The sequence below is a fragment of the Scandinavium lactucae genome (assembly GCF_033843265.1).
In the GTDB taxonomy this organism is placed as follows: Bacteria; Pseudomonadota; Gammaproteobacteria; order Enterobacterales; family Enterobacteriaceae; genus Scandinavium; species Scandinavium lactucae.
The window spans coordinates 100,379-118,552 of sequence record NZ_JAWXRD010000003.1; the positions used below are offsets into that span (position 1 = coordinate 100,379).

At 56.6% G+C, this 18,174-nt stretch carries 17 protein-coding genes; 14 read left to right on the forward strand and 3 right to left on the reverse strand.

Annotation, left to right across the window (positions count from 1 at the left end):
• Window positions 1–17: 17 nt before the first annotated feature.
• Together SIK69_RS04780 and livJ are read left to right on the forward strand one after the other, a co-directional pair.
• On the forward strand, window positions 18–1,283 hold the full coding sequence (locus SIK69_RS04780; RefSeq protein ID WP_319627069.1) for a 4-aminobutyrate--2-oxoglutarate transaminase: 1,266 nt from the start codon (window positions 18–20) through the stop codon (window positions 1,281–1,283).
• A 204-nt stretch (window positions 1,284–1,487) separates the two neighbouring features.
• The gene (gene livJ / locus SIK69_RS04785; protein WP_319627068.1) at window positions 1,488–2,591 is read left to right on the forward strand and encodes a branched chain amino acid ABC transporter substrate-binding protein LivJ; all 1,104 of its coding nucleotides are present in this window, start codon (window positions 1,488–1,490) and stop codon (window positions 2,589–2,591) included.
• A 174-nt stretch (window positions 2,592–2,765) separates the two neighbouring features.
• On the opposite strand, the gene panM is transcribed toward livJ, so the two are convergent.
• Window positions 2,766–3,149, reverse strand: coding sequence for an aspartate 1-decarboxylase autocleavage activator PanM (gene panM / locus SIK69_RS04790; RefSeq protein ID WP_319627067.1), 384 nt, complete (start codon window positions 3,147–3,149; stop codon window positions 2,766–2,768).
• Window positions 3,150–3,570: 421 nt separating this feature from the next.
• Here panM and livK point away from each other — a divergent pair, with 421 nt between their 5' ends.
• From livK to ugpQ, 10 genes are all read left to right on the forward strand, one after another.
• Complete coding sequence (gene livK, locus SIK69_RS04795) at window positions 3,571–4,680, forward strand: high-affinity branched-chain amino acid ABC transporter substrate-binding protein LivK (protein ID WP_319627066.1); 1,110 nt, start codon at window positions 3,571–3,573, stop codon at window positions 4,678–4,680.
• Between the two features lie 170 nt (window positions 4,681–4,850).
• The gene (gene livH, locus SIK69_RS04800) at window positions 4,851–5,777 is read left to right on the forward strand and encodes a high-affinity branched-chain amino acid ABC transporter permease LivH (RefSeq protein ID WP_319627065.1); all 927 of its coding nucleotides are present in this window, start codon (window positions 4,851–4,853) and stop codon (window positions 5,775–5,777) included.
• Entirely contained in the window at window positions 5,774–7,051 is a 1,278-nt protein-coding gene (locus SIK69_RS04805) for a high-affinity branched-chain amino acid ABC transporter permease LivM (protein WP_319785545.1), read from the forward strand. The genes livH and SIK69_RS04805 overlap by 4 nt, the downstream gene beginning before the upstream one ends.
• Window positions 7,048–7,815 (forward strand): high-affinity branched-chain amino acid ABC transporter ATP-binding protein LivG, encoded by a 768-nt coding sequence (livG, locus tag SIK69_RS04810; protein ID WP_319785546.1) that lies wholly within the window; start codon window positions 7,048–7,050, stop codon window positions 7,813–7,815. The genes SIK69_RS04805 and livG overlap by 4 nt, the downstream gene beginning before the upstream one ends.
• An 18-nt stretch (window positions 7,816–7,833) precedes the next feature.
• A complete protein-coding gene (gene livF / locus SIK69_RS04815) occupies window positions 7,834–8,547 on the forward strand; it encodes a high-affinity branched-chain amino acid ABC transporter ATP-binding protein LivF (RefSeq protein WP_319627062.1) in 714 nt (237 codons plus the stop codon).
• A gap of 243 nt (window positions 8,548–8,790) precedes the next feature.
• Window positions 8,791–10,107 carry a sn-glycerol-3-phosphate ABC transporter substrate-binding protein UgpB gene (gene ugpB, locus SIK69_RS04820; protein ID WP_319785547.1) on the forward strand — a complete coding sequence of 439 codons (1,317 nt, stop codon included), beginning with the start codon at window positions 8,791–8,793 and terminating at the stop codon, window positions 10,105–10,107.
• Between the two features lie 92 nt (window positions 10,108–10,199).
• On the forward strand, window positions 10,200–11,087 hold the full coding sequence (gene ugpA, locus SIK69_RS04825) for a sn-glycerol-3-phosphate ABC transporter permease UgpA (protein ID WP_319627060.1): 888 nt from the start codon (window positions 10,200–10,202) through the stop codon (window positions 11,085–11,087).
• Window positions 11,084–11,929 carry a sn-glycerol-3-phosphate ABC transporter permease UgpE gene (gene ugpE, locus SIK69_RS04830; RefSeq protein WP_319785548.1) on the forward strand — a complete coding sequence of 282 codons (846 nt, stop codon included), beginning with the start codon at window positions 11,084–11,086 and terminating at the stop codon, window positions 11,927–11,929. The genes ugpA and ugpE overlap by 4 nt, the downstream gene beginning before the upstream one ends.
• Before the next feature lie 5 nt (window positions 11,930–11,934).
• The gene (locus tag SIK69_RS04835; protein WP_319785549.1) at window positions 11,935–13,008 is read left to right on the forward strand and encodes a sn-glycerol-3-phosphate import ATP-binding protein UgpC; all 1,074 of its coding nucleotides are present in this window, start codon (window positions 11,935–11,937) and stop codon (window positions 13,006–13,008) included.
• Entirely contained in the window at window positions 13,005–13,742 is a 738-nt protein-coding gene (gene ugpQ, locus SIK69_RS04840; protein ID WP_319785550.1) for a glycerophosphodiester phosphodiesterase, read from the forward strand. The genes SIK69_RS04835 and ugpQ overlap by 4 nt, the downstream gene beginning before the upstream one ends.
• An 11-nt stretch (window positions 13,743–13,753) precedes the next feature.
• Here ugpQ and SIK69_RS04845 read toward each other — a convergent pair whose 3' ends face one another.
• The gene (locus tag SIK69_RS04845; protein WP_319627056.1) at window positions 13,754–14,161 is read right to left on the reverse strand and encodes a DUF2756 family protein; all 408 of its coding nucleotides are present in this window, start codon (window positions 14,159–14,161) and stop codon (window positions 13,754–13,756) included.
• Between the two features lie 121 nt (window positions 14,162–14,282).
• Here SIK69_RS04845 and ggt point away from each other — a divergent pair, with 121 nt between their 5' ends.
• Window positions 14,283–16,034, forward strand: a complete 1,752-nt coding sequence (gene ggt, locus SIK69_RS04850) for a gamma-glutamyltransferase (RefSeq protein WP_319785551.1) — start codon at window positions 14,283–14,285, stop codon at window positions 16,032–16,034.
• A gap of 86 nt (window positions 16,035–16,120) precedes the next feature.
• Here the strand turns inward: ggt and yhhY are convergent, their stop codons facing one another.
• Window positions 16,121–16,615, reverse strand: coding sequence for an N-acetyltransferase (gene yhhY, locus SIK69_RS04855; RefSeq protein WP_319627054.1), 495 nt, complete (start codon window positions 16,613–16,615; stop codon window positions 16,121–16,123).
• Window positions 16,616–17,048: 433 nt separating this feature from the next.
• Between yhhY and SIK69_RS04860 the strand changes: the two genes are divergently transcribed.
• Complete coding sequence (locus tag SIK69_RS04860; RefSeq protein WP_319785552.1) at window positions 17,049–18,086, forward strand: oxidoreductase; 1,038 nt, start codon at window positions 17,049–17,051, stop codon at window positions 18,084–18,086.
• The last annotated feature ends 88 nt before the right edge of the window (window positions 18,087–18,174 follow it).

The following is an 18,174-nucleotide window of genomic DNA, read 5'->3' on the forward strand; positions in this document are numbered from 1 at the left end:
GAGATGGGGTAAGGTCGATGAAAAACAGTGAACTGAATCAGCGCCGTTTACAGGCGACACCGCGTGGAATTGGCGTCATGTGTGGCTTCTATGCCGAGAAAGCCGAAAATTCTACCCTCTGGGACGTGGAAGGTAACGAGGTGATTGATTTCGCCGCCGGGATTGCGGTGCTTAACACCGGCCATCGCCATCCCAAAATCGTTGCGGCAATTGAAAAACAGCTACAGGCCTTCACCCACACCGCCTATCAGATAGTCCCTTACGAAAGCTATGTCTCGCTGGCTGAACGCATCAACGATCGCGTGCCGGTCAACGGCCCGGCGAAAACTGCATTCTTCTCCACCGGTGCCGAAGCGGTCGAAAACGCGGTGAAAATTGCCCGCGCCTACACTAAACGCCCGGGGTTGGTAACCTTTGGCGGCGGCTTCCATGGCCGTACCTTTATGACCATGGCGCTGACCGGCAAAGTGGCCCCGTACAAAATCGGTTTCGGTCCGTTTCCCGGTTCCGTCTACCACGGTCAGTACCCGAATGCGGCGCACGGGGTCAGCACCGCTGATGCGATGCACAGCCTGGAGCGTATCTTCAAAGCGGATATCGCCCCGGATCAGGTTGCGGCCATTATTCTGGAGCCGGTGCAGGGCGAGGGCGGTTTCAACGTCGCCCCAGCCGATTTTATGCAGGCCCTGCGCAAGCTGTGTGACACCCACGGTATTCTGCTGATTGCCGATGAAGTGCAGACCGGCTTCGCCCGGACCGGCAAACTGTTTGCGATGGAACACTACGACGTGAAACCCGACCTGATGACGATGGCGAAAAGCCTGGCCGGTGGCATGCCGCTGTCAGCGGTGGCGGGTCGTGCCGACGTGATGGACGCCCCGGCTCCGGGTGGTCTGGGCGGCACCTACGCCGGTAACCCGCTGGCGGTCGCGGCGGCGCATGCGGTGCTCGACATCATCGACGAAGAGAAGCTCTGTTTGCGTGCCGCTGAACTGGGTCATCATCTGGTGGAAGTGCTGAACAATGCCAAAGCCGATTGCCCGCATATCGTCGACGTTCGCGCCCAGGGTTCGATGGTCGCCGTGGAATTCAACGATCCGCAGACCGGCGAGCCGTCCCCGGAATTTACCAAACAGGTGCAGGACAAGGCGATGAAAGAGGGCCTGTTACTGCTGAGCTGTGGCGTTTACGGCAACGTGATCCGCTTCCTTTACCCTCTCACCATCCCTGACGCTCAGTTCCGTAAGGCGCTGGACATTATTCGACGCTCCCTCAGCCAGTAATGGCTTGCCGCTCTCCGGAGCGGCTTTTTTTTGTCACGTTTCTGTTACATAACCCTCAAAATTCTCGTTCCAAAAGCCAAAAAATCGGGTATGTTTTAGCAGAGTATGCTGCAAAAGCGCGGGTGGCAGACCTAAAACAGAAATAAAGCGCTGCATAACAACATCACAACAAAAGCAATCACCATCACAATGGGGAATCTCAGGATGAATATGAAGGGTAAAGCGTTACTGGCAGGATGTATCGCGTTGGCGATGAGCCACATGGCGATGGCCGAAGAGATTAAAATTGCCGTCGTGGGGGCAATGTCTGGCCCGGTAGCGCAGTATGGCGATCAGGAGTTCACTGGCGCTGAGCAGGCCGTGGCGGATATTAACGCCAAGGGTGGAATCAAGGGCAACAAACTCGAAATCGTAAAATATGACGATGCCTGCGACCCGAAACAAGCCGTGGCGGTAGCGAACAAAGTCGTCAACGATGGCATCAAATACGTTATCGGCCATCTGTGCTCCTCCTCCACGCAGCCAGCGTCTGACATTTATGAAGACGAAGGCATTCTGATGATCACCCCGGCGGCGACCGCTCCGGAGCTGACCGCGCGCGGTTACAATCTGATCCTGCGTACCACCGGGCTGGACTCTGACCAAGGCCCAACGGCGGCAAAATACATTCTCAACACCGTGAAGCCGAAGCGCATCGCGATTGTCCATGACAAGCAGCAGTACGGCGAAGGTCTGGCCCGTGCGGTGCAGGACCCCCTGAAGAAAGGCGGCGCTAACGTGGTGTTCTTTGACGGCATCACCGCCGGGGAGAAAGACTTCTCCACGCTGGTGGCGCGTCTGAAGAAAGAGAATATCGACTTCGTTTACTACGGCGGCTATCACCCGGAAATGGGGCAGATCCTGCGCCAGGCGCGTGCCGCTGGCCTGAAGACTCAGTTCATGGGCCCGGAAGGCGTGGCCAACGTGTCGCTGTCTAACATCGCCGGTGATTCTGCTGAAGGTCTGCTGGTGACCAAACCGAAGAACTACGATCAGGTTCCGGCCAACAAACCGATTGTGGATGCAATCAAAGCCAAGAAACAGGATCCGAGCGGGGCGTTCGTCTGGACCACCTATGCAGCCATTCAGTCTCTGAATGCCGGCCTGAACCAGAGCGACGACCCGGCGAAGATTGCTGAATGGCTGAAAGCTAACAGCGTCGATACCGTCATGGGGCCGCTGAGCTGGGATAAGAAAGGCGATCTGAAAGGCTTCGAGTTCGGCGTGTTCACCTGGCATGCTAACGGCACCGCCACCGACGCGAAATAATTTTCCCTTCGCCTTTCGCGCCACAGGCGCGTTGGCTGCGTTATTCAACCCCGGTCACTTACTTCAGTAAGCTCCCGGGGATTTCATAACTTGCCGCCTTCCTGCAACGCGAAATGCTTGGGAAAATGGGCAATAAATGTAGGCCGGGTAAGGCTTAGCCGCCACCCGGCTTTTTTATCCCTTCACCCAACCGTTGTCCTGCGCCTTAAAGCCGACCGCAGACATAAACGCCGCCATTGCTTCCCGGTCTTCGACGCCTACATCCGCCATCCACCAACTGTCGATGCCAGGATTTTCGCGCAGCACTTCTTCCAGCAGATATCTCCCCACGCCACGACGACGGGTAACTTCGCGTATCCGCAGAGAATCCAGCGCGCCCTGGTTGCCCTTTAGCGTCACCCGAACGGCACCTAACAGCCTGTCGTTGAACCGTGCGGCGTAAATCCGGTGCTCGTCATCCATCTGCAAGGACGATGAACTGTATTCCGGCCAAATCTTACCGAGATCGATAGGGTCCTGCTCGCTGAGCGCCGTCAGCCTGATTACCGTCAGTTTCATGTGAAGCTACCCGTCAAAAAATAGTGCCCTGAGTGTATCGAAAATCGCGATTAACCGATTTCTATTTTTATGCTGAATGACAGCGGATTCGTTTTCCGCCGATCGTCGTGGCAGTGCAATGCGTCATGGATCGAAAAATAAGCAGGATTTTAACCTGAAAGGTAGTGATTTATTCGGTTCTTTGTACCCTTATTTTATGCTGAAAACGGCGCTTTTTTTTGTTTAACTCTGGCTGAATACAGAATATTATCTTTTCTTAATCGACTGAAAAATAGAGATTTTAGTCAGGTTTTTGGCAAAAAGCATCGCTAAACCATTAAAGAGACTGGTAAAAATAGCGTTGTGCATTAAAAGTACAGAATGCTTTTTAACCAGATAAATACAAAATATATACAAATAACATCACGAATGGGGATTGAAGATGAAACGGAATGCGAAAACATTGATTGCGGGAATGATTGCATTGGCGATGACGCAATCAGCCCTGGCGAAGGATATTAAAGTTGCGGTGATTGGGGCGATGTCTGGCCCGGTCGCACAGTGGGGCGACATGGAGTTCAACGGCGCACGCCAGGCTGTTAAAGACATTAACGCGGCGGGCGGCATCAAGGGCGACAAACTGGTTGCCGTGGAATATGACGATGCCTGTGACCCAAAACAGGCCGTGGCGGTCGCTAACAAAGTGGTTAACGACGGCATTCAATACGTTATCGGCCACCTGTGCTCCTCCTCCACGCAGCCTGCGTCTGACATTTACGAAGACGAAGGCATTCTGATGATCACCCCGGGCGCAACCAATCCGGAGCTGACCCAGCGCGGCTATCAGTACATCATGCGCACCGCGGGCCTCGACTCCTCTCAAGGACCGACCGCTGCCAAATACATTGTGGAAAAAGTGAAGCCGCAGCGCATCGCTATCATTCATGACAAGCAGCAGTACGGCGAAGGTCTGGCGCGTTCCGTGCAGGATAGCCTGAAGAAGAGCGGCGCGAACGTGGTGTTCTTCGACGGGATTACCGCCGGGGAGAAAGACTTCTCCGCGTTGGTAGCCCGTCTGCAAAAAGAAAATATCGACTTCGTTTACTACGGCGGCTACTACCCGGAAATGGGGCAGATCCTGCGTCAGGCGCGTTCCGTTGGCCTGAAAACGCAGTTCATGGGCCCGGAAGGCGTGGGTAACGCTTCCCTGTCCAACATCGCCGGTGCCGCAGGCGAAGGGATGCTGGTCACAATGCCGAAACGCTATGACCAGGACCCAGCCAACAAAGGTATCGTTGATGCGCTGAAAGCCGAGAAGAAAGATCCGAGCGGCCCGTACGTGTGGATAACCTATGCCGCAGTGCAGTCTCTGGCCACCGCCATGAACCGCACCGGCAGCGAAGATCCGCAGGCGTTGATTAAAGATTTGAAAGCAAACGGTGCAAAAACCGTGATTGGGCCGCTGAACTGGGATGAGAAAGGCGATCTGAAGGGATTTGAATTTGGTGTCTTCCAGTGGCATGCGGACGGGTCGTCCAGCGTCGCCAAATAAGACAACCACTCGTCATACTTCGAGCCGCAGATGCGTTGGCTGCGTTCACCCACCCCGGTCACGTACTTCTTGTACGCTCCCGGGGCTGGGCAAACTTGCCGCCTTCCTGCAACTCGAATTATTTAGAGTGGAATCCAGTATCCGGCTTGTCGGATTTAAAAGGTTACCTTATGTCAGAGCAGTTTCTTTATTTCCTGCAGCAGATGTTTAACGGCGTCACGCTGGGAAGCACCTACGCGCTGATCGCCATCGGTTACACCATGGTGTACGGCATTATCGGGATGATCAACTTCGCCCACGGCGAGGTGTATATGATCGGCAGCTATGTGTCGTTCATGATTATCGCCGCACTGATGATGATGGGCATCGACACCAGCTGGCTACTGGTTGGGGCCGGATTCGTCGGGGCGATTGTCATCGCCAGCGCCTACGGCTGGAGCATTGAACGGGTCGCTTATCGCCCGGTTCGTAGCTCCAAACGCCTGATTGCACTGATCTCCGCCATCGGGATGTCCATCTTCCTGCAAAACTACGTCAGCCTGACCGAAGGCTCGCGCGACATCGCCCTGCCAAGCCTGTTCAACGGCCAGTGGATTGTCGGCAGCAGCGAAAGTTTCTCTGCTTCGATAACCACCATGCAGTTGGTTATCTGGGTGGTGACCTTTGTGGCGATGCTGGCCCTGACCGTGTTCATCCGCTATTCCCGCATGGGACGTGCCTGTCGTGCCTGTGCGGAAGACTTGAAAATGGCGAGCCTGCTCGGCATTAATACCGACCGTGTGATTGCCCTGACCTTCGTCATCGGTGCCGCAATGGCGGCAGTGGCGGGCGTACTGCTCGGTCAGTTCTACGGGGTGATTAACCCGTACATTGGCTTTATGGCCGGGATGAAAGCCTTTACTGCGGCGGTTCTGGGCGGTATCGGCAGCATTCCGGGGGCGATGATCGGCGGCCTTATCCTGGGCGTAGCTGAAGCGCTCTCCTCCGCTTACCTGAGTACCGAATACAAAGACGTGGTGTCGTTCGCGCTGCTGATTGTGGTGCTGCTGGTAATGCCGACCGGGATCCTGGGTCGTCCGGAGGTAGAAAAAGTATGAAACCGATGCATTTTGCGATGGCGTTGCTGTCTGCCGCCATGTTCTTCGTGCTGGCGGGCGTGTTCATGGGCGTTCAGCTTTCGCTGAGCGGGACCAAGCTGGTGGTCAATTCCGCGGCGGATATCCGTTGGCAATGGATTTACATCGGCACCGCGGTGGTGTTTATCTTCCAGCTGCTGCGTCCGATGGTGCAGAAAGGCCTGAAGCGCGTTTCCGGACCGAAGTTGGTTCTGCCAGCGATTGACGGTTCGACCGTTAAACAGAAGCTGTTCCTGATTGCGCTGTTGGTGATTGCCGTAGCGTGGCCGTTTATGGTGTCTCGCGGCACCATTGATATCGCCACCCTGACCATGATCTACATTATTCTCGGCCTCGGCCTGAACGTGGTGGTGGGGCTGTCTGGCCTGTTGGTACTCGGCTACGGTGGCTTCTATGCCATCGGGGCGTACACCTTTGCGCTGCTGAACCACTATTACGGTCTCGGCTTCTGGACCTGTCTGCCGTTGGCGGGCCTGGTCTCTGCCGCGGCTGGTTTCCTGCTCGGCTTCCCGGTGCTGCGTCTGCGCGGAGACTACCTGGCGATTGTCACCCTCGGCTTCGGCGAAATTGTGCGTATTCTGCTGCTCAACAATACCGAAATTACTGGCGGCCCGAACGGGATCAGCCAGATCCCGAAACCGACGCTGTTCGGTCTGGAGTTCAGCCGGACCGCGCGCGAAGGCGGCTGGGATACCTTCAGCAACTTCTTCAACATGAAGTATGACCCGAACGACCGCGTGATTTTCCTCTATCTGGTGGCGCTGCTGTTGGTCGTCCTGACCCTGTTCGTGATTAACCGCCTGCTGCGTATGCCGCTGGGCCGCGCGTGGGAAGCGCTGCGTGAAGATGAAATCGCCTGCCGTTCGCTGGGCCTGAGCCCGACGCGCATCAAGCTGACGGCGTTCACCATCAGCGCCGCGTTTGCCGGTTTCGCCGGAACATTGTTCGCCGCCCGTCAGGGCTTCGTCAGCCCGGAATCGTTCACCTTCGCCGAATCGGCTTTTGTGTTAGCGATTGTGGTGCTCGGCGGAATGGGCTCGCAGTTCGCGGTTATTCTGGCGGCAGTCCTGCTGGTGGTATCACGCGAACTGATGCGTGATTTCAACGAATACAGCATGTTAATGCTGGGTGGCTTAATGGTTCTGATGATGATCTGGCGTCCACAAGGCTTGCTGCCGATGACCCGTCCACAGCTGAAACTGAAGAATGGACAGACCAAAGGAGACCAGGCATGAGTCAGCCATTATTATCCGTTAACGATCTGATGATGCGTTTTGGCGGCCTGCTGGCGGTCAATAACGTTAATCTCGAACTGCATCCCCAGGAAATCGTTTCGCTGATTGGCCCGAACGGCGCGGGGAAAACCACGGTCTTTAACTGCCTGACCGGGTTCTATAAGCCAACCGGGGGCAGCATTATGCTGCGCGATAAGCATCTTGAAGGCCTGCCGGGCCAGCAAATCGCCCAGATGGGCGTGGTGCGGACCTTCCAGCACGTGCGCCTGTTCCGTGAAATGACGGTGATTGAAAACCTGCTGGTGGCGCAACATCAGCAGCTGAAAACCGGCGTCTTCTCCGGGCTGCTGAAAACCCCGGGGTTTCGTAAAGCGCAAAGTGAAGCGCTGGATCGCGCCGCCACCTGGCTCGAGCGCATCGGTCTGCTGGCGCACGCCAACCGCCAGGCGAGCAACCTCGCCTACGGTGACCAGCGCCGTCTGGAAATCGCCCGCTGTATGGTTACCCAGCCGGAAATCCTGATGCTCGACGAACCGGCGGCGGGTCTGAACCCGAAAGAGACCAAAGAGCTGGACGAGCTGATTGTCGAACTGCGCAGTCATCACAACACCACCATTCTGCTGATTGAACACGACATGAAGCTGGTGATGGGTATTTCAGACCGTATTTACGTGGTGAATCAGGGCACGCCGCTGGCGAACGGATCACCGGCAGAAATCCGCAATAACCCTGACGTTATTCGCGCCTACTTGGGTGAAGCATAATGGGGGGCGAGGCATAAGATGGAAAAAGTCATGTTGTCCTTTGACAAAGTCAGCGCCCACTACGGCAAAATCCAGGCGCTGCATGAGGTAAGCCTGCACATCAACCAGGGCGAAATCGTCACCCTGATTGGGGCCAACGGCGCGGGTAAAACCACGCTGCTCGGCACCCTGTGCGGCGACCCACGCGCAACCAGCGGGCGCGTCACTTTTGATGGCAAAGATATTACCGACTGGCAGACTGCAAAAATCATGCGCGAAGCGGTGGCGATTGTGCCGGAAGGGCGTCGTGTTTTCTCCCGGATGACCGTGGAAGAGAACCTGGCGATGGGTGGCTTCTTTGCCGACCGCAGCGAGTATCACACCCGGATTAAGTGGGTATACGAACTGTTCCCGCGTCTGTGGGAGCGTCGTATTCAGCGAGCGGGCACCATGTCCGGCGGGGAACAGCAGATGTTGGCGATTGGCCGGGCGCTGATGAGCCAGCCGCGTCTACTGCTGCTCGACGAGCCGTCGCTCGGCCTGGCACCGATCATCATCCAGCAGATTTTCGACACCATTGAGCAACTGCGCAAAGAGGGAATGACCATCTTCCTCGTTGAGCAGAACGCCAATCAGGCGCTGAAACTGGCCGACCGTGGCTACGTGCTGGAGAACGGTCACGTGGTGCTGGAAGACACCGGTGATGCGTTACTGGCAAACGAAGCGGTACGCAGCGCCTATCTGGGCGGCTGATGATTTCTGCCCGGCGGCGCTGTGGACTGTCCAACAATAAGGGGTCAGTCCACTGTCGCTTGCCGGGCCTACCGTTTCCTGAACTGTGTCCCTCCACCGTCACCATTCCATCACCTCCCTGAAGCCTGGCTGTCACCTCTCCGTCATCTCCCGGTTCTATTTCTGTCATACGCCCATGTCATGTTGTGTTGCGAACAAAAACGCGTGATTTCGCGCATCCGGCACAACAAGAGAGATAACCGAATGACATCGTTACGACACACCGCTTTAGCTCTGACGTTGGGTCTGGCCTTTGCCTCCCAGGCCATGGCTGTTACCACCGTTCCGTTCTGGCATTCCATGGAAGGGGAGTTAGGCAAAGAAGTTGACTCCCTCGCCCAGCGTTTTAACGACACCCATCCCGATTACAAAATTGTGCCGGTGTATAAAGGCAACTACGAACAGAGCCTGGCCGCAGGGATTGCGGCCTTCCGCACCGGAAACGCGCCTGCCTTATTACAGGTTTATGAAGTCGGCACCGCCACCATGATGGCCTCGAAAGCCATTAAGCCGGTGTACGAAGTGTTTAAAGACGCGGGCATCCAGTTTGATGAATCCCAGTTCGTGCCAACCGTGTCCGGTTATTACACCGATTCTAAAACCGGTCATCTGCTGAGCCAGCCGTTTAACAGTTCCACCCCGGTGCTGTACTACAACAAAGATGCCTTTAAGAAAGCCGGATTAAACCCGGATCAGCCACCGAAAACCTGGCAGGATCTGGCCGATTACACCGCCAAACTGAAAGCGGCAGGCATGAAGTGCGGCTACGCCAGTGGCTGGCAGGGCTGGATCCAACTGGAAAACTTCAGCGCGTGGAACGGTCTGCCGTTTGCCAGCCAAAACAACGGCTTTGACGGCACCAATGCGGTCCTGGAATTCAACAAGCCAGAGCAGGTGAAGCACATCGCGATGCTGGAAGAACTGAATAAGAAGGGCGATTTCAGTTACTTCGGGCGTAAAGATGAATCCACTGAGAAGTTCTATAGCGGCGATTGTGCCATCACCACCGCCTCTTCCGGTTCGCTGGCAGACATTCGTCAGTACGCCAAATTCAACTACGGTGTGGGCATGATGCCGTACGACGCCGATGCGAAAGGTGCGCCGCAAAACGCCATTATCGGCGGAGCCAGCCTGTGGGTGATGCAGGGCAAAGACAAAGAAACTTACAAAGGCGTGGCCGAGTTCCTCGACTTCCTGACCAAACCGGAAATCGCTGCCGAATGGCACCAGAAAACCGGCTATCTGCCGATCACCAAAGCGGCGTATGACCTGACCCGTCAACAGGGCTTCTACGACAAGAACCCGGGGGCGGATATCGCTACCCGTCAGATGCTGAACAAGCCGCCGTTGCCGTTCACTAAAGGCCTGCGTCTGGGCAACATGCCGCAGATCCGCACCATCGTGGATGAAGAACTGGAATCGGTGTGGACCGGCAAGAAAACCCCACAGCAGGCGCTGGATTCCGCCGTCGAGCGGGGTAATCAGCTGCTGCGCCGTTTTGAGAAGTCGACCAAATCGTAACCTGTGAAATGCCGGGTGGCGCTGCGCTTACCCGGCCTACGCATTGCCTCATGTAGGCCGCCACCCGGCGTTTTCCGAAAAAGAGTCAAACTATGTCATCATCCCGTCCGGTCTTTCGCTCGCGCTGGCTGCCCTATGTGCTGGTCGCGCCACAGCTGGCGATTACCGTCATTTTCTTTATCTGGCCTGCGGGCGAAGCGCTGTGGTACTCCCTCCAGAGCGTGGATCCGTTTGGGTTGTCCAGCGAGTTTGTCGGCTTCGACAACTTCATCGCCCTGTTTCACGACAGCTACTACCTCGACGCTTTCTGGACCACCATCAAATTCAGTGGCCTGGTGACGATTAGCGGCCTGCTGGTCTCGCTGTTTTTTGCCGCGTTGGTCGATTATGTGGTGCGCGGCAGCCGTCTGTATCAGACCCTGATGTTGCTGCCTTACGCCGTGGCCCCGGCCATCGCGGCGGTGCTGTGGATTTTCCTCTTCAACCCCGGACGCGGGCTGATTACTCATTGGCTGGAGCTGATGGGATACAACTGGAACCACGCGCAGAACAGCGGCCAGGCGATGTTCCTGGTGGTGTTCGCCTCAGTGTGGAAGCAGATCAGCTACAACTTCTTGTTCTTCTTCGCTGCGTTACAGTCGATTCCTCGCTCGCTGGTGGAAGCCGCCGCGATTGACGGTGCCGGGCCGGTGCGGCGTTTCTTCGCGATTGCGCTGCCGCTGATTGCCCCGGTGAGTTTCTTCCTGCTGGTGGTCAATCTGGTGTACGCCTTTTTCGACACCTTCCCGGTTATCGATGCCGCGACGGCAGGCGGCCCGGTGCAGGCCACAACTACGCTTATCTACAAAATCTACCGCGAAGGCTTTGCCGGGCTGGATCTGTCCGCATCGGCGGCGCAGTCGGTGGTGCTGATGGGGTTGGTGATTATCCTGACGGTGGTGCAGTTCCGTTATGTCGAAAGTAAGGTGCGCTATCAATGATTGAACATCGTCGCGGGCTGACCTGGTTCAGCCACAGTATGTTGATCCTCGGGATTGCGGTTGTCTTGTTCCCGCTGTACGTCGCGTTTGTGGCGGCAACCCTGGATGACAAAGCGGTCTTCGCCACTCCAATGACCCTGGTGCCCGGCTCGCATTTGCTGGAGAACATGAAGCTCATCTGGCTGCGCGGTGTCGGGGCCAACAGCGCACCGTTCTGGCTGATGCTGCTCAACAGTTTCATCATGGCGTTCACCATCACGGTGGGCAAAATCGCGGTGTCGATGCTGTCGGCATTCGCCATCGTCTGGTTCCGCTTCCCGCTGCGTAACCTGTTTTTCTGGATGATTTTTATCACCCTGATGCTGCCGGTCGAGGTGCGTATTTTCCCGACGGTGGAAGTGATCGCCAACCTCAAGCTGCTCGACAGCTACACCGGCCTGACGCTACCGCTGATGGCCTCGGCCACCGCCACCTTCCTGTTCCGCCAGTTCTTTATGACCCTGCCGGACGAGCTGATAGAAGCGGCACGGATTGACGGCGCATCGCCGATGCGCTTTTTCCGCGACATCGTGCTGCCGCTGTCGAAAACCAACCTGGCGGCGCTGTTCGTGATCACCTTTATCTACGGCTGGAACCAGTATCTGTGGCCGCTGCTGATCGTCACCGACGTCAATCTCGGCACGGCGGTGGCGGGCATTAAAGGCATGATCGCCACCGGCGAAGGCACTACCGCGTGGAATCAGGTGATGGCGGCGATGCTGCTGACGCTGATCCCGCCGGTCATTATCGTTTTAGCCATGCAGCGTGCGTTTGTGCGTGGTTTAGTGGACAGTGAGAAATAACCAAGATGGCAGGATTAAAATTACAGGCAGTAACCAAGAGCTGGGACAACGGCAAAACCCAGGTTATCCAGCCGCTGACGCTGGATGTCTCCGACGGTGAGTTTATCGTGATGGTCGGCCCGTCGGGCTGCGGCAAATCGACGCTGCTGCGAATGGTTGCCGGGCTGGAGCGTGTCTCCAGCGGGGATATCTGGATTGACCGCCAGCGCGTGACCGAGCTGGAGCCGAAAGAGCGCGGGATTGCGATGGTGTTCCAGAACTACGCCCTGTATCCACACATGAGCGTGGAAGAGAACATGGCCTGGGGCCTGAAAATCCGCGGCATGGGCAAAGGGCATATCGCCGAGCGGGTGAAAGAGGCGGCGCGCATCCTTGAGCTGGAACATTTGTTAACGCGTCGTCCGCGCGAGCTCTCCGGCGGCCAGCGTCAGCGCGTGGCGATGGGGCGGGCGATTGTCCGTGACCCGGCGGTGTTCCTGTTCGACGAACCGCTTTCGAACCTCGATGCCAAGCTGCGGGTGCAGATGCGTCTGGAGCTGCAACAGCTGCACCGCCGTCTGAATACTACCTCGTTGTATGTGACCCACGATCAGGTCGAGGCCATGACTCTCGCGCAGCGGGTGATGGTGATGAACAAAGGCATTGCCGAACAGATAGGCACCCCGGTGGAAGTGTATGAAAAACCCGCCAGCCGCTTCGTGGCGAGCTTTATCGGCAGCCCGGCGATGAACCTGCTTGATGGCCGGGTCAGCGCCTCCGGCACGCATTTCGAACTCGCCAGCGGCATGGCGTTACCGCTGAACTGGCAGTATCGCGGCTACGCCGGGCGCAGCATGACGCTGGGTATCCGTCCGGAACATATTGCGCTAAGCTCGCAGGCCGAAGGCGGCGTACCCCTGGTGATGGATACGCTGGAAATTTTGGGTGCAGATAACCTCGCGCATGGCCGTTGGGGTGAGCAAAAAATGGTGGTGCGCTTGCCGCATCAGCAACGCCCGCAGGCGGGCAGCACGCTGTGGCTGCATCTGCCGGAAAACCATCTGCACCTGTTTGATGGTGAAACAGGACAACGCATATGAGTCACTGGCCTTATCCCCGTATCGTCGCCCATCGTGGCGGCGGAAAACGTGCCCCGGAAAACACCCTCGCGGCGATTGATGTCGGCGCGCATTACGGGCACACGATGATCGAGTTTGACGTCAAGCTGTCGCAGGACGGGCAGATTTTTCTGCTGCACGATGACAACCTGGAGCGCACCAGCAACGGCTGGGGCGTGGCGGGGAAGCTGACGTGGAACGAACTGCTGCGCGTCGATGCCGGGAGCTGGTTCAGCCATGAATTTAAAGGCGAACCGCTGCCGCTGCTCTCGCAGGTCGCTGAACGTTGTCGCCAGCACGGCATGATGGCCAACATCGAAATCAAACCGTCCACCGGAACCGGGCCGCTGACCGGCAAAACCGTGGCGCTGGCCGCGCGTGAGCTGTGGGCAGACATGACCCCGCCGCTGCTGTCATCGTTTGAAATCGATGCCCTGGAAGCCGCACAACACGCGGCCCCCGAACTGCCGCGCGGCTTATTGCTCGATGAATGGCGTGATGACTGGCAGGCGCTAACCACTCGTCTGGGTTGCGTGTCGATTCACCTCAATCATCGGTTGCTGGATGAAACGCGCGTGAAGATGCTCAAAGCGGCAGGGCTGCACATTCTGGTGTACACGGTGAACAAACCCCAGCGGGCGTCAGAGCTGCTGCGCTGGGGCGTGGACTGCATCTGTACCGATGCGATTGACGTTATCGGGCCAGACTTCCGCTAGGGTTGTCGTCGTTAACGGGATAGCGGTTGAGGGTTAGATGGGGTGCTGAGCAGGTCACCGTTCTGCGTTTGCGGCAGCATGTGCTGCGACGAACTGTTCAGCATTTTGTCACTGTTTCCGCCGCTCAACATCCCGCCCTGGGCATTTGGCAGCACCTGCTCCCCCGGCTGCCCGTTTAACACCCGCTGCTGGTTATTGTTCATCTGGGTTTGCAGATGCTGCTGCTGAACCTGCGTCTGGGTCTGCAACTGTTGGTTCAACATCCCTTTCTGCTGCAGCTGCTGCGTTTGCATTTCGGTCTTCATGCGTTGCTGGCTGGGGATCACGTAACCCGGCTGATTAGGGTTATTGGTCGGGTTCAATGGCTGTGCTAAAACGGCAAACGGCACAAGCGCCGTCAGAAAAATTAACGTTTTCATCTTTTCCTCCTCCCCATTGGGGCTTCCTTAAGTTTACCTCCAATTCGCCATTACGATGATTTTTTAGGAATTCTGAACCAGGCTTAAGCGGGCGCATGACCCTTTCACCTGGAGAATAACAATGATTGAAACCCGTTTTTGGCGCGGGGCGGCGATTGCTGCTCTGCTGGCAGGAGGCAGTTTCAGCGTGGCGGCCAACACGGCGTCACCCGCGGCACCACCGGTGTCGTATGGTGTTGAAGAGGATGTTTTCCACCCGGTTCGTGCCCGACAGGGCATGGTCGCGTCGGTAGATGAAATGGCGACGAATGTTGGCGTGGAGATCCTCAAACAGGGCGGAAATGCGGTCGATGCCGCGGTGGCCGTGGGCTACGCGCTGGCGGTGACGCACCCGCAAGCGGGTAATCTCGGCGGCGGCGGGTTTATGCTGCTGCGCACCAAAGACGGCAAAACCACGGCGATTGATTTCCGCGAAATGGCCCCGGCGCAGGCCACCCGCGATATGTTCCTCGACGATCAGGGTAACCCTGACAGCAAAAAATCGCTGACCTCGCATCTGGCGTCCGGCACGCCGGGCACGGTGGCCGGTTTCTCGCTGGCGCTGAAAGAGTACGGCACGATGCCGCTCAACAAAGTGGTGCGTCCGGCCATTAAGCTCGCGAAAGAGGGCTTTACGGTGAACGATGCGCTGGCCGATGACCTGAAAACCTACGGCAGTGAAGTCATTCCCAATCATGAAAACAGTAAAGCCATCTTCTGGAAAAACGGCGAGCCGCTGAAAAAGGGCGACAAGCTGGTGCAGGCCAATCTGGCGAAAAGTCTGGAGATGATTGCTGAAAATGGCCCGGATGCATTCTACAAAGGATCGATTGCTGACCAGATTGCCGGGGAAATGAAAAAGAACGGCGGGCTGATAACCAAAGACGATTTGGCGAACTACAAAGCGGTGGAGCGAGAGCCTATCAGCGGCGATTACCGCGGCTATCAGGTGTTCTCCATGCCACCACCGTCGTCCGGGGGGATTCATATCGTTGAAATCCTGAACATCCTGGAAAACTTCGATATGCACCAATACGGTTTCGGCAGCGCTGATGCGATGCAGGTGATGGCGGAGGCTGAGAAGCGCGCCTATGCCGACCGCTCGGAATACCTCGGCGACCCGGATTTCGTCAAAGTGCCGTGGCAGGCGCTGACCAGCAAGGATTACGCCAAATCTATTGCCGCTGAAATCGACCTGAATAAGGCCAAGCCGTCGAGCCAGATTCGCCCCGGCAAACTGGCACCGTATGAAAGCAATCAAACGACCCATTTCTCGGTGGTGGATAAAGACGGCAACGCGGTGGCGGTGACGTACACCCTGAACACCACGTTCGGTACCGGCATTGTGGCGGGGAACAGCGGCATCCTGATGAATAACCAGATGGATGATTTCTCGGCCAAACCGGGCGTGCCGAACGTGTACGGCCTGGTCGGCGGGGAGGCGAACGCTGTCGGGCCGCATAAGCGTCCGCTGTCGTCGATGTCGCCAACCATCGTGGTGAAAGACGGGAAAACCTGGCTGGTGACCGGCAGTCCAGGCGGCAGCCGGATTATCACCACTGTGCTGCAAATGGTGGTGAATACCATCGACTTTGGGATGAACGTCGCCGAAGCGACCAATGCGCCACGCTTCCATCATCAATGGTTGCCGGATGAACTGCGGGTGGAGAAGGGCTTTAGCCCGGATACCCTGAAGCTGCTGGCAGACAAAGGTCAGAAGGTGGCCGTCAAAGAGGCGATGGGCAGTACCCAGAGCATAATGGTCGGCCCGGACGGCACGCTGTATGGTGCCTCGGACCCGCGTTCAGTGGATGATTTAACGGCAGGATACTGATTTTTTGCCCGGCGGCACTGCGTTTGCCGAGCCTACGATTTTGTAGGTCCTGCAAGCGTAGCGCTGCCGGGCACTTTTCGGACAAATTATTTCATCCGCGCCATAAAATACGCATCCACATATTCGCCGTTGCGCAGGGCGTAGTTTTTACCGGTGCCTTCAACGTCGAACCCGAACTTGCGGTACAGGCCGATACCTAACGGATTATCGACGAACACCGTCAATTCAATCCGCTCGACGCGCAGCCAGTTGTCGCACAGGTTGACCATCTCCCGCAGCAGCGCACTGCCGACGCCCCGGTTCTGGAATTCCGCTGCGACGCTGATGCCAAAGGTGGCAACATGGCTGCGACGCGGGTTTTCCATCACGTCCAGCGCCAGATGGCCCACGACGCGCTCATCAATGCAGGCCACGAGCTGCCGTCTGTTGGGTTTACGCATCACGCGTTCGTGCCACATCTCCATTGAAGGATGAGGAATTTGTAGCGTCGAGTGATAAACATCCGCATGCGTATGCATCTGATGTAAAGCTGCTGCGTCGGTGGCGTCAACGTGGCGGACTATTATCTCACTCGTACTCATGCCTTTTTCCTTATCCCGTCTGCGGGAGGTTAGTTGTCCTCTTTAACATCTCCGAGTCACAAAATTTCGTCAACCACTGTTTTTTGTTAAAAAGCGCTAGACAAGTGCGAATGATAATGATTATTATTGCCATGCGTTCAGGGAGACCCTTACGGAGAACCTGAAAGCACGACATTGCTCACATTGCTTCCAGTATTATTTTGTAGCCAGCCTCGCGCTGGCTTTTTTTTTGCCCCTCTTATTTGACGCCGTAGCGGCGTTGGCTGCGCTCACTTACCCCAGTCACTTACTCCAGTAAGCTCCTGGGGATAAGCTCCCTTGCCGCCTTGCTACACCGCCAACTAATTTGGGCAAAATGGAGAAAAATGGAGATGTCTGCCTGTGCTGACTTCCAGTATGGTAGGGATAATTCAAAGTCAAAAAGGACTGAACCATGACCCTACATTGCGCATTTATTGGTTTCGGAAAAAGCACGACCCGCTATCACCTCCCGTACGTCCTTAACCGCAAAGAGAGCTGGCACGTGGCGCATATTTATCGCCGTAGCGCCAAGCCGGACGAGCAGCAGCCGCAGTATCAGCATATTCATTTCACCAGTGACTTAAACGACGTGCTGGGCGATCCGCAGGTCAAACTGGTGGTGGTCTGCACCCATGCCGACAGCCACTTTGATTATGCGAAACGGGCGCTGGAAGCCGGAAAAAACGTGCTGGTGGAAAAACCGTTCACCCCGACCCTCGCCGAAGCAAAAGAACTGTTCGCGCTGGCAAAATCGAAAGGGCTGACGGTCACGCCGTATCAGAATCGTCGCTTTGACTCCTGCTTCCTGACCGCCAAAAAGGCCATCGAGAGCGGCAAACTCGGCGATATCGTGGAAATTGAAAGTCATTTCGATTACTACCGCCCGGACGTGTCAACTCAGCCAGGCCTGCCGCAGGACGGTGCGTTCTATGGTCTGGGCGTGCATACCATGGACCAAATCATCTCGCTGTTTGGTCGCCCGGACCACGTGGCGTATGACATCCGCAGTCTGCGAAACAAAGCTAACCCGGACGATACCTTTGAGGCGCAGTTGTTCTACGGCAACCTGAAGGCGATCGTCAAAACCAGCCACCTGGTGAAAATCGATTACCCGAAATTTATCGTGCATGGCACCAAGGGCTCATACCTGAAATTCGGTATCGACCAGCAGGAAACCAGTCTGAAGGCCAATATCATGCCGGGCGAGCCGGGCTTTGCCGCCGACGACAGCATTGGATACCTGGAGTACGTGAACGCCCAGGGCGAGACGGTGCGTGAGGACGTGAAACCGGAAATCGGTGACTATGGCCGGGTGTACGACGCGCTGTATCAAACCCTGAAAAACGGTGCGCCGAATTACGTCAAGGAAACTGAAGCTCTGACCAATCTGGAGATCCTCGAACGGGCCTTCGAACAGGCTTCGCCTGCCACGGTAACCCTCGCGAAATAAGCGGATTTGGCTTCTCTGTTCTTGTTCATAAATTTTGAACAGAGGAGTCAATTTTCACCCACTATCATCCTGGCCGGTTCCGGTCCAC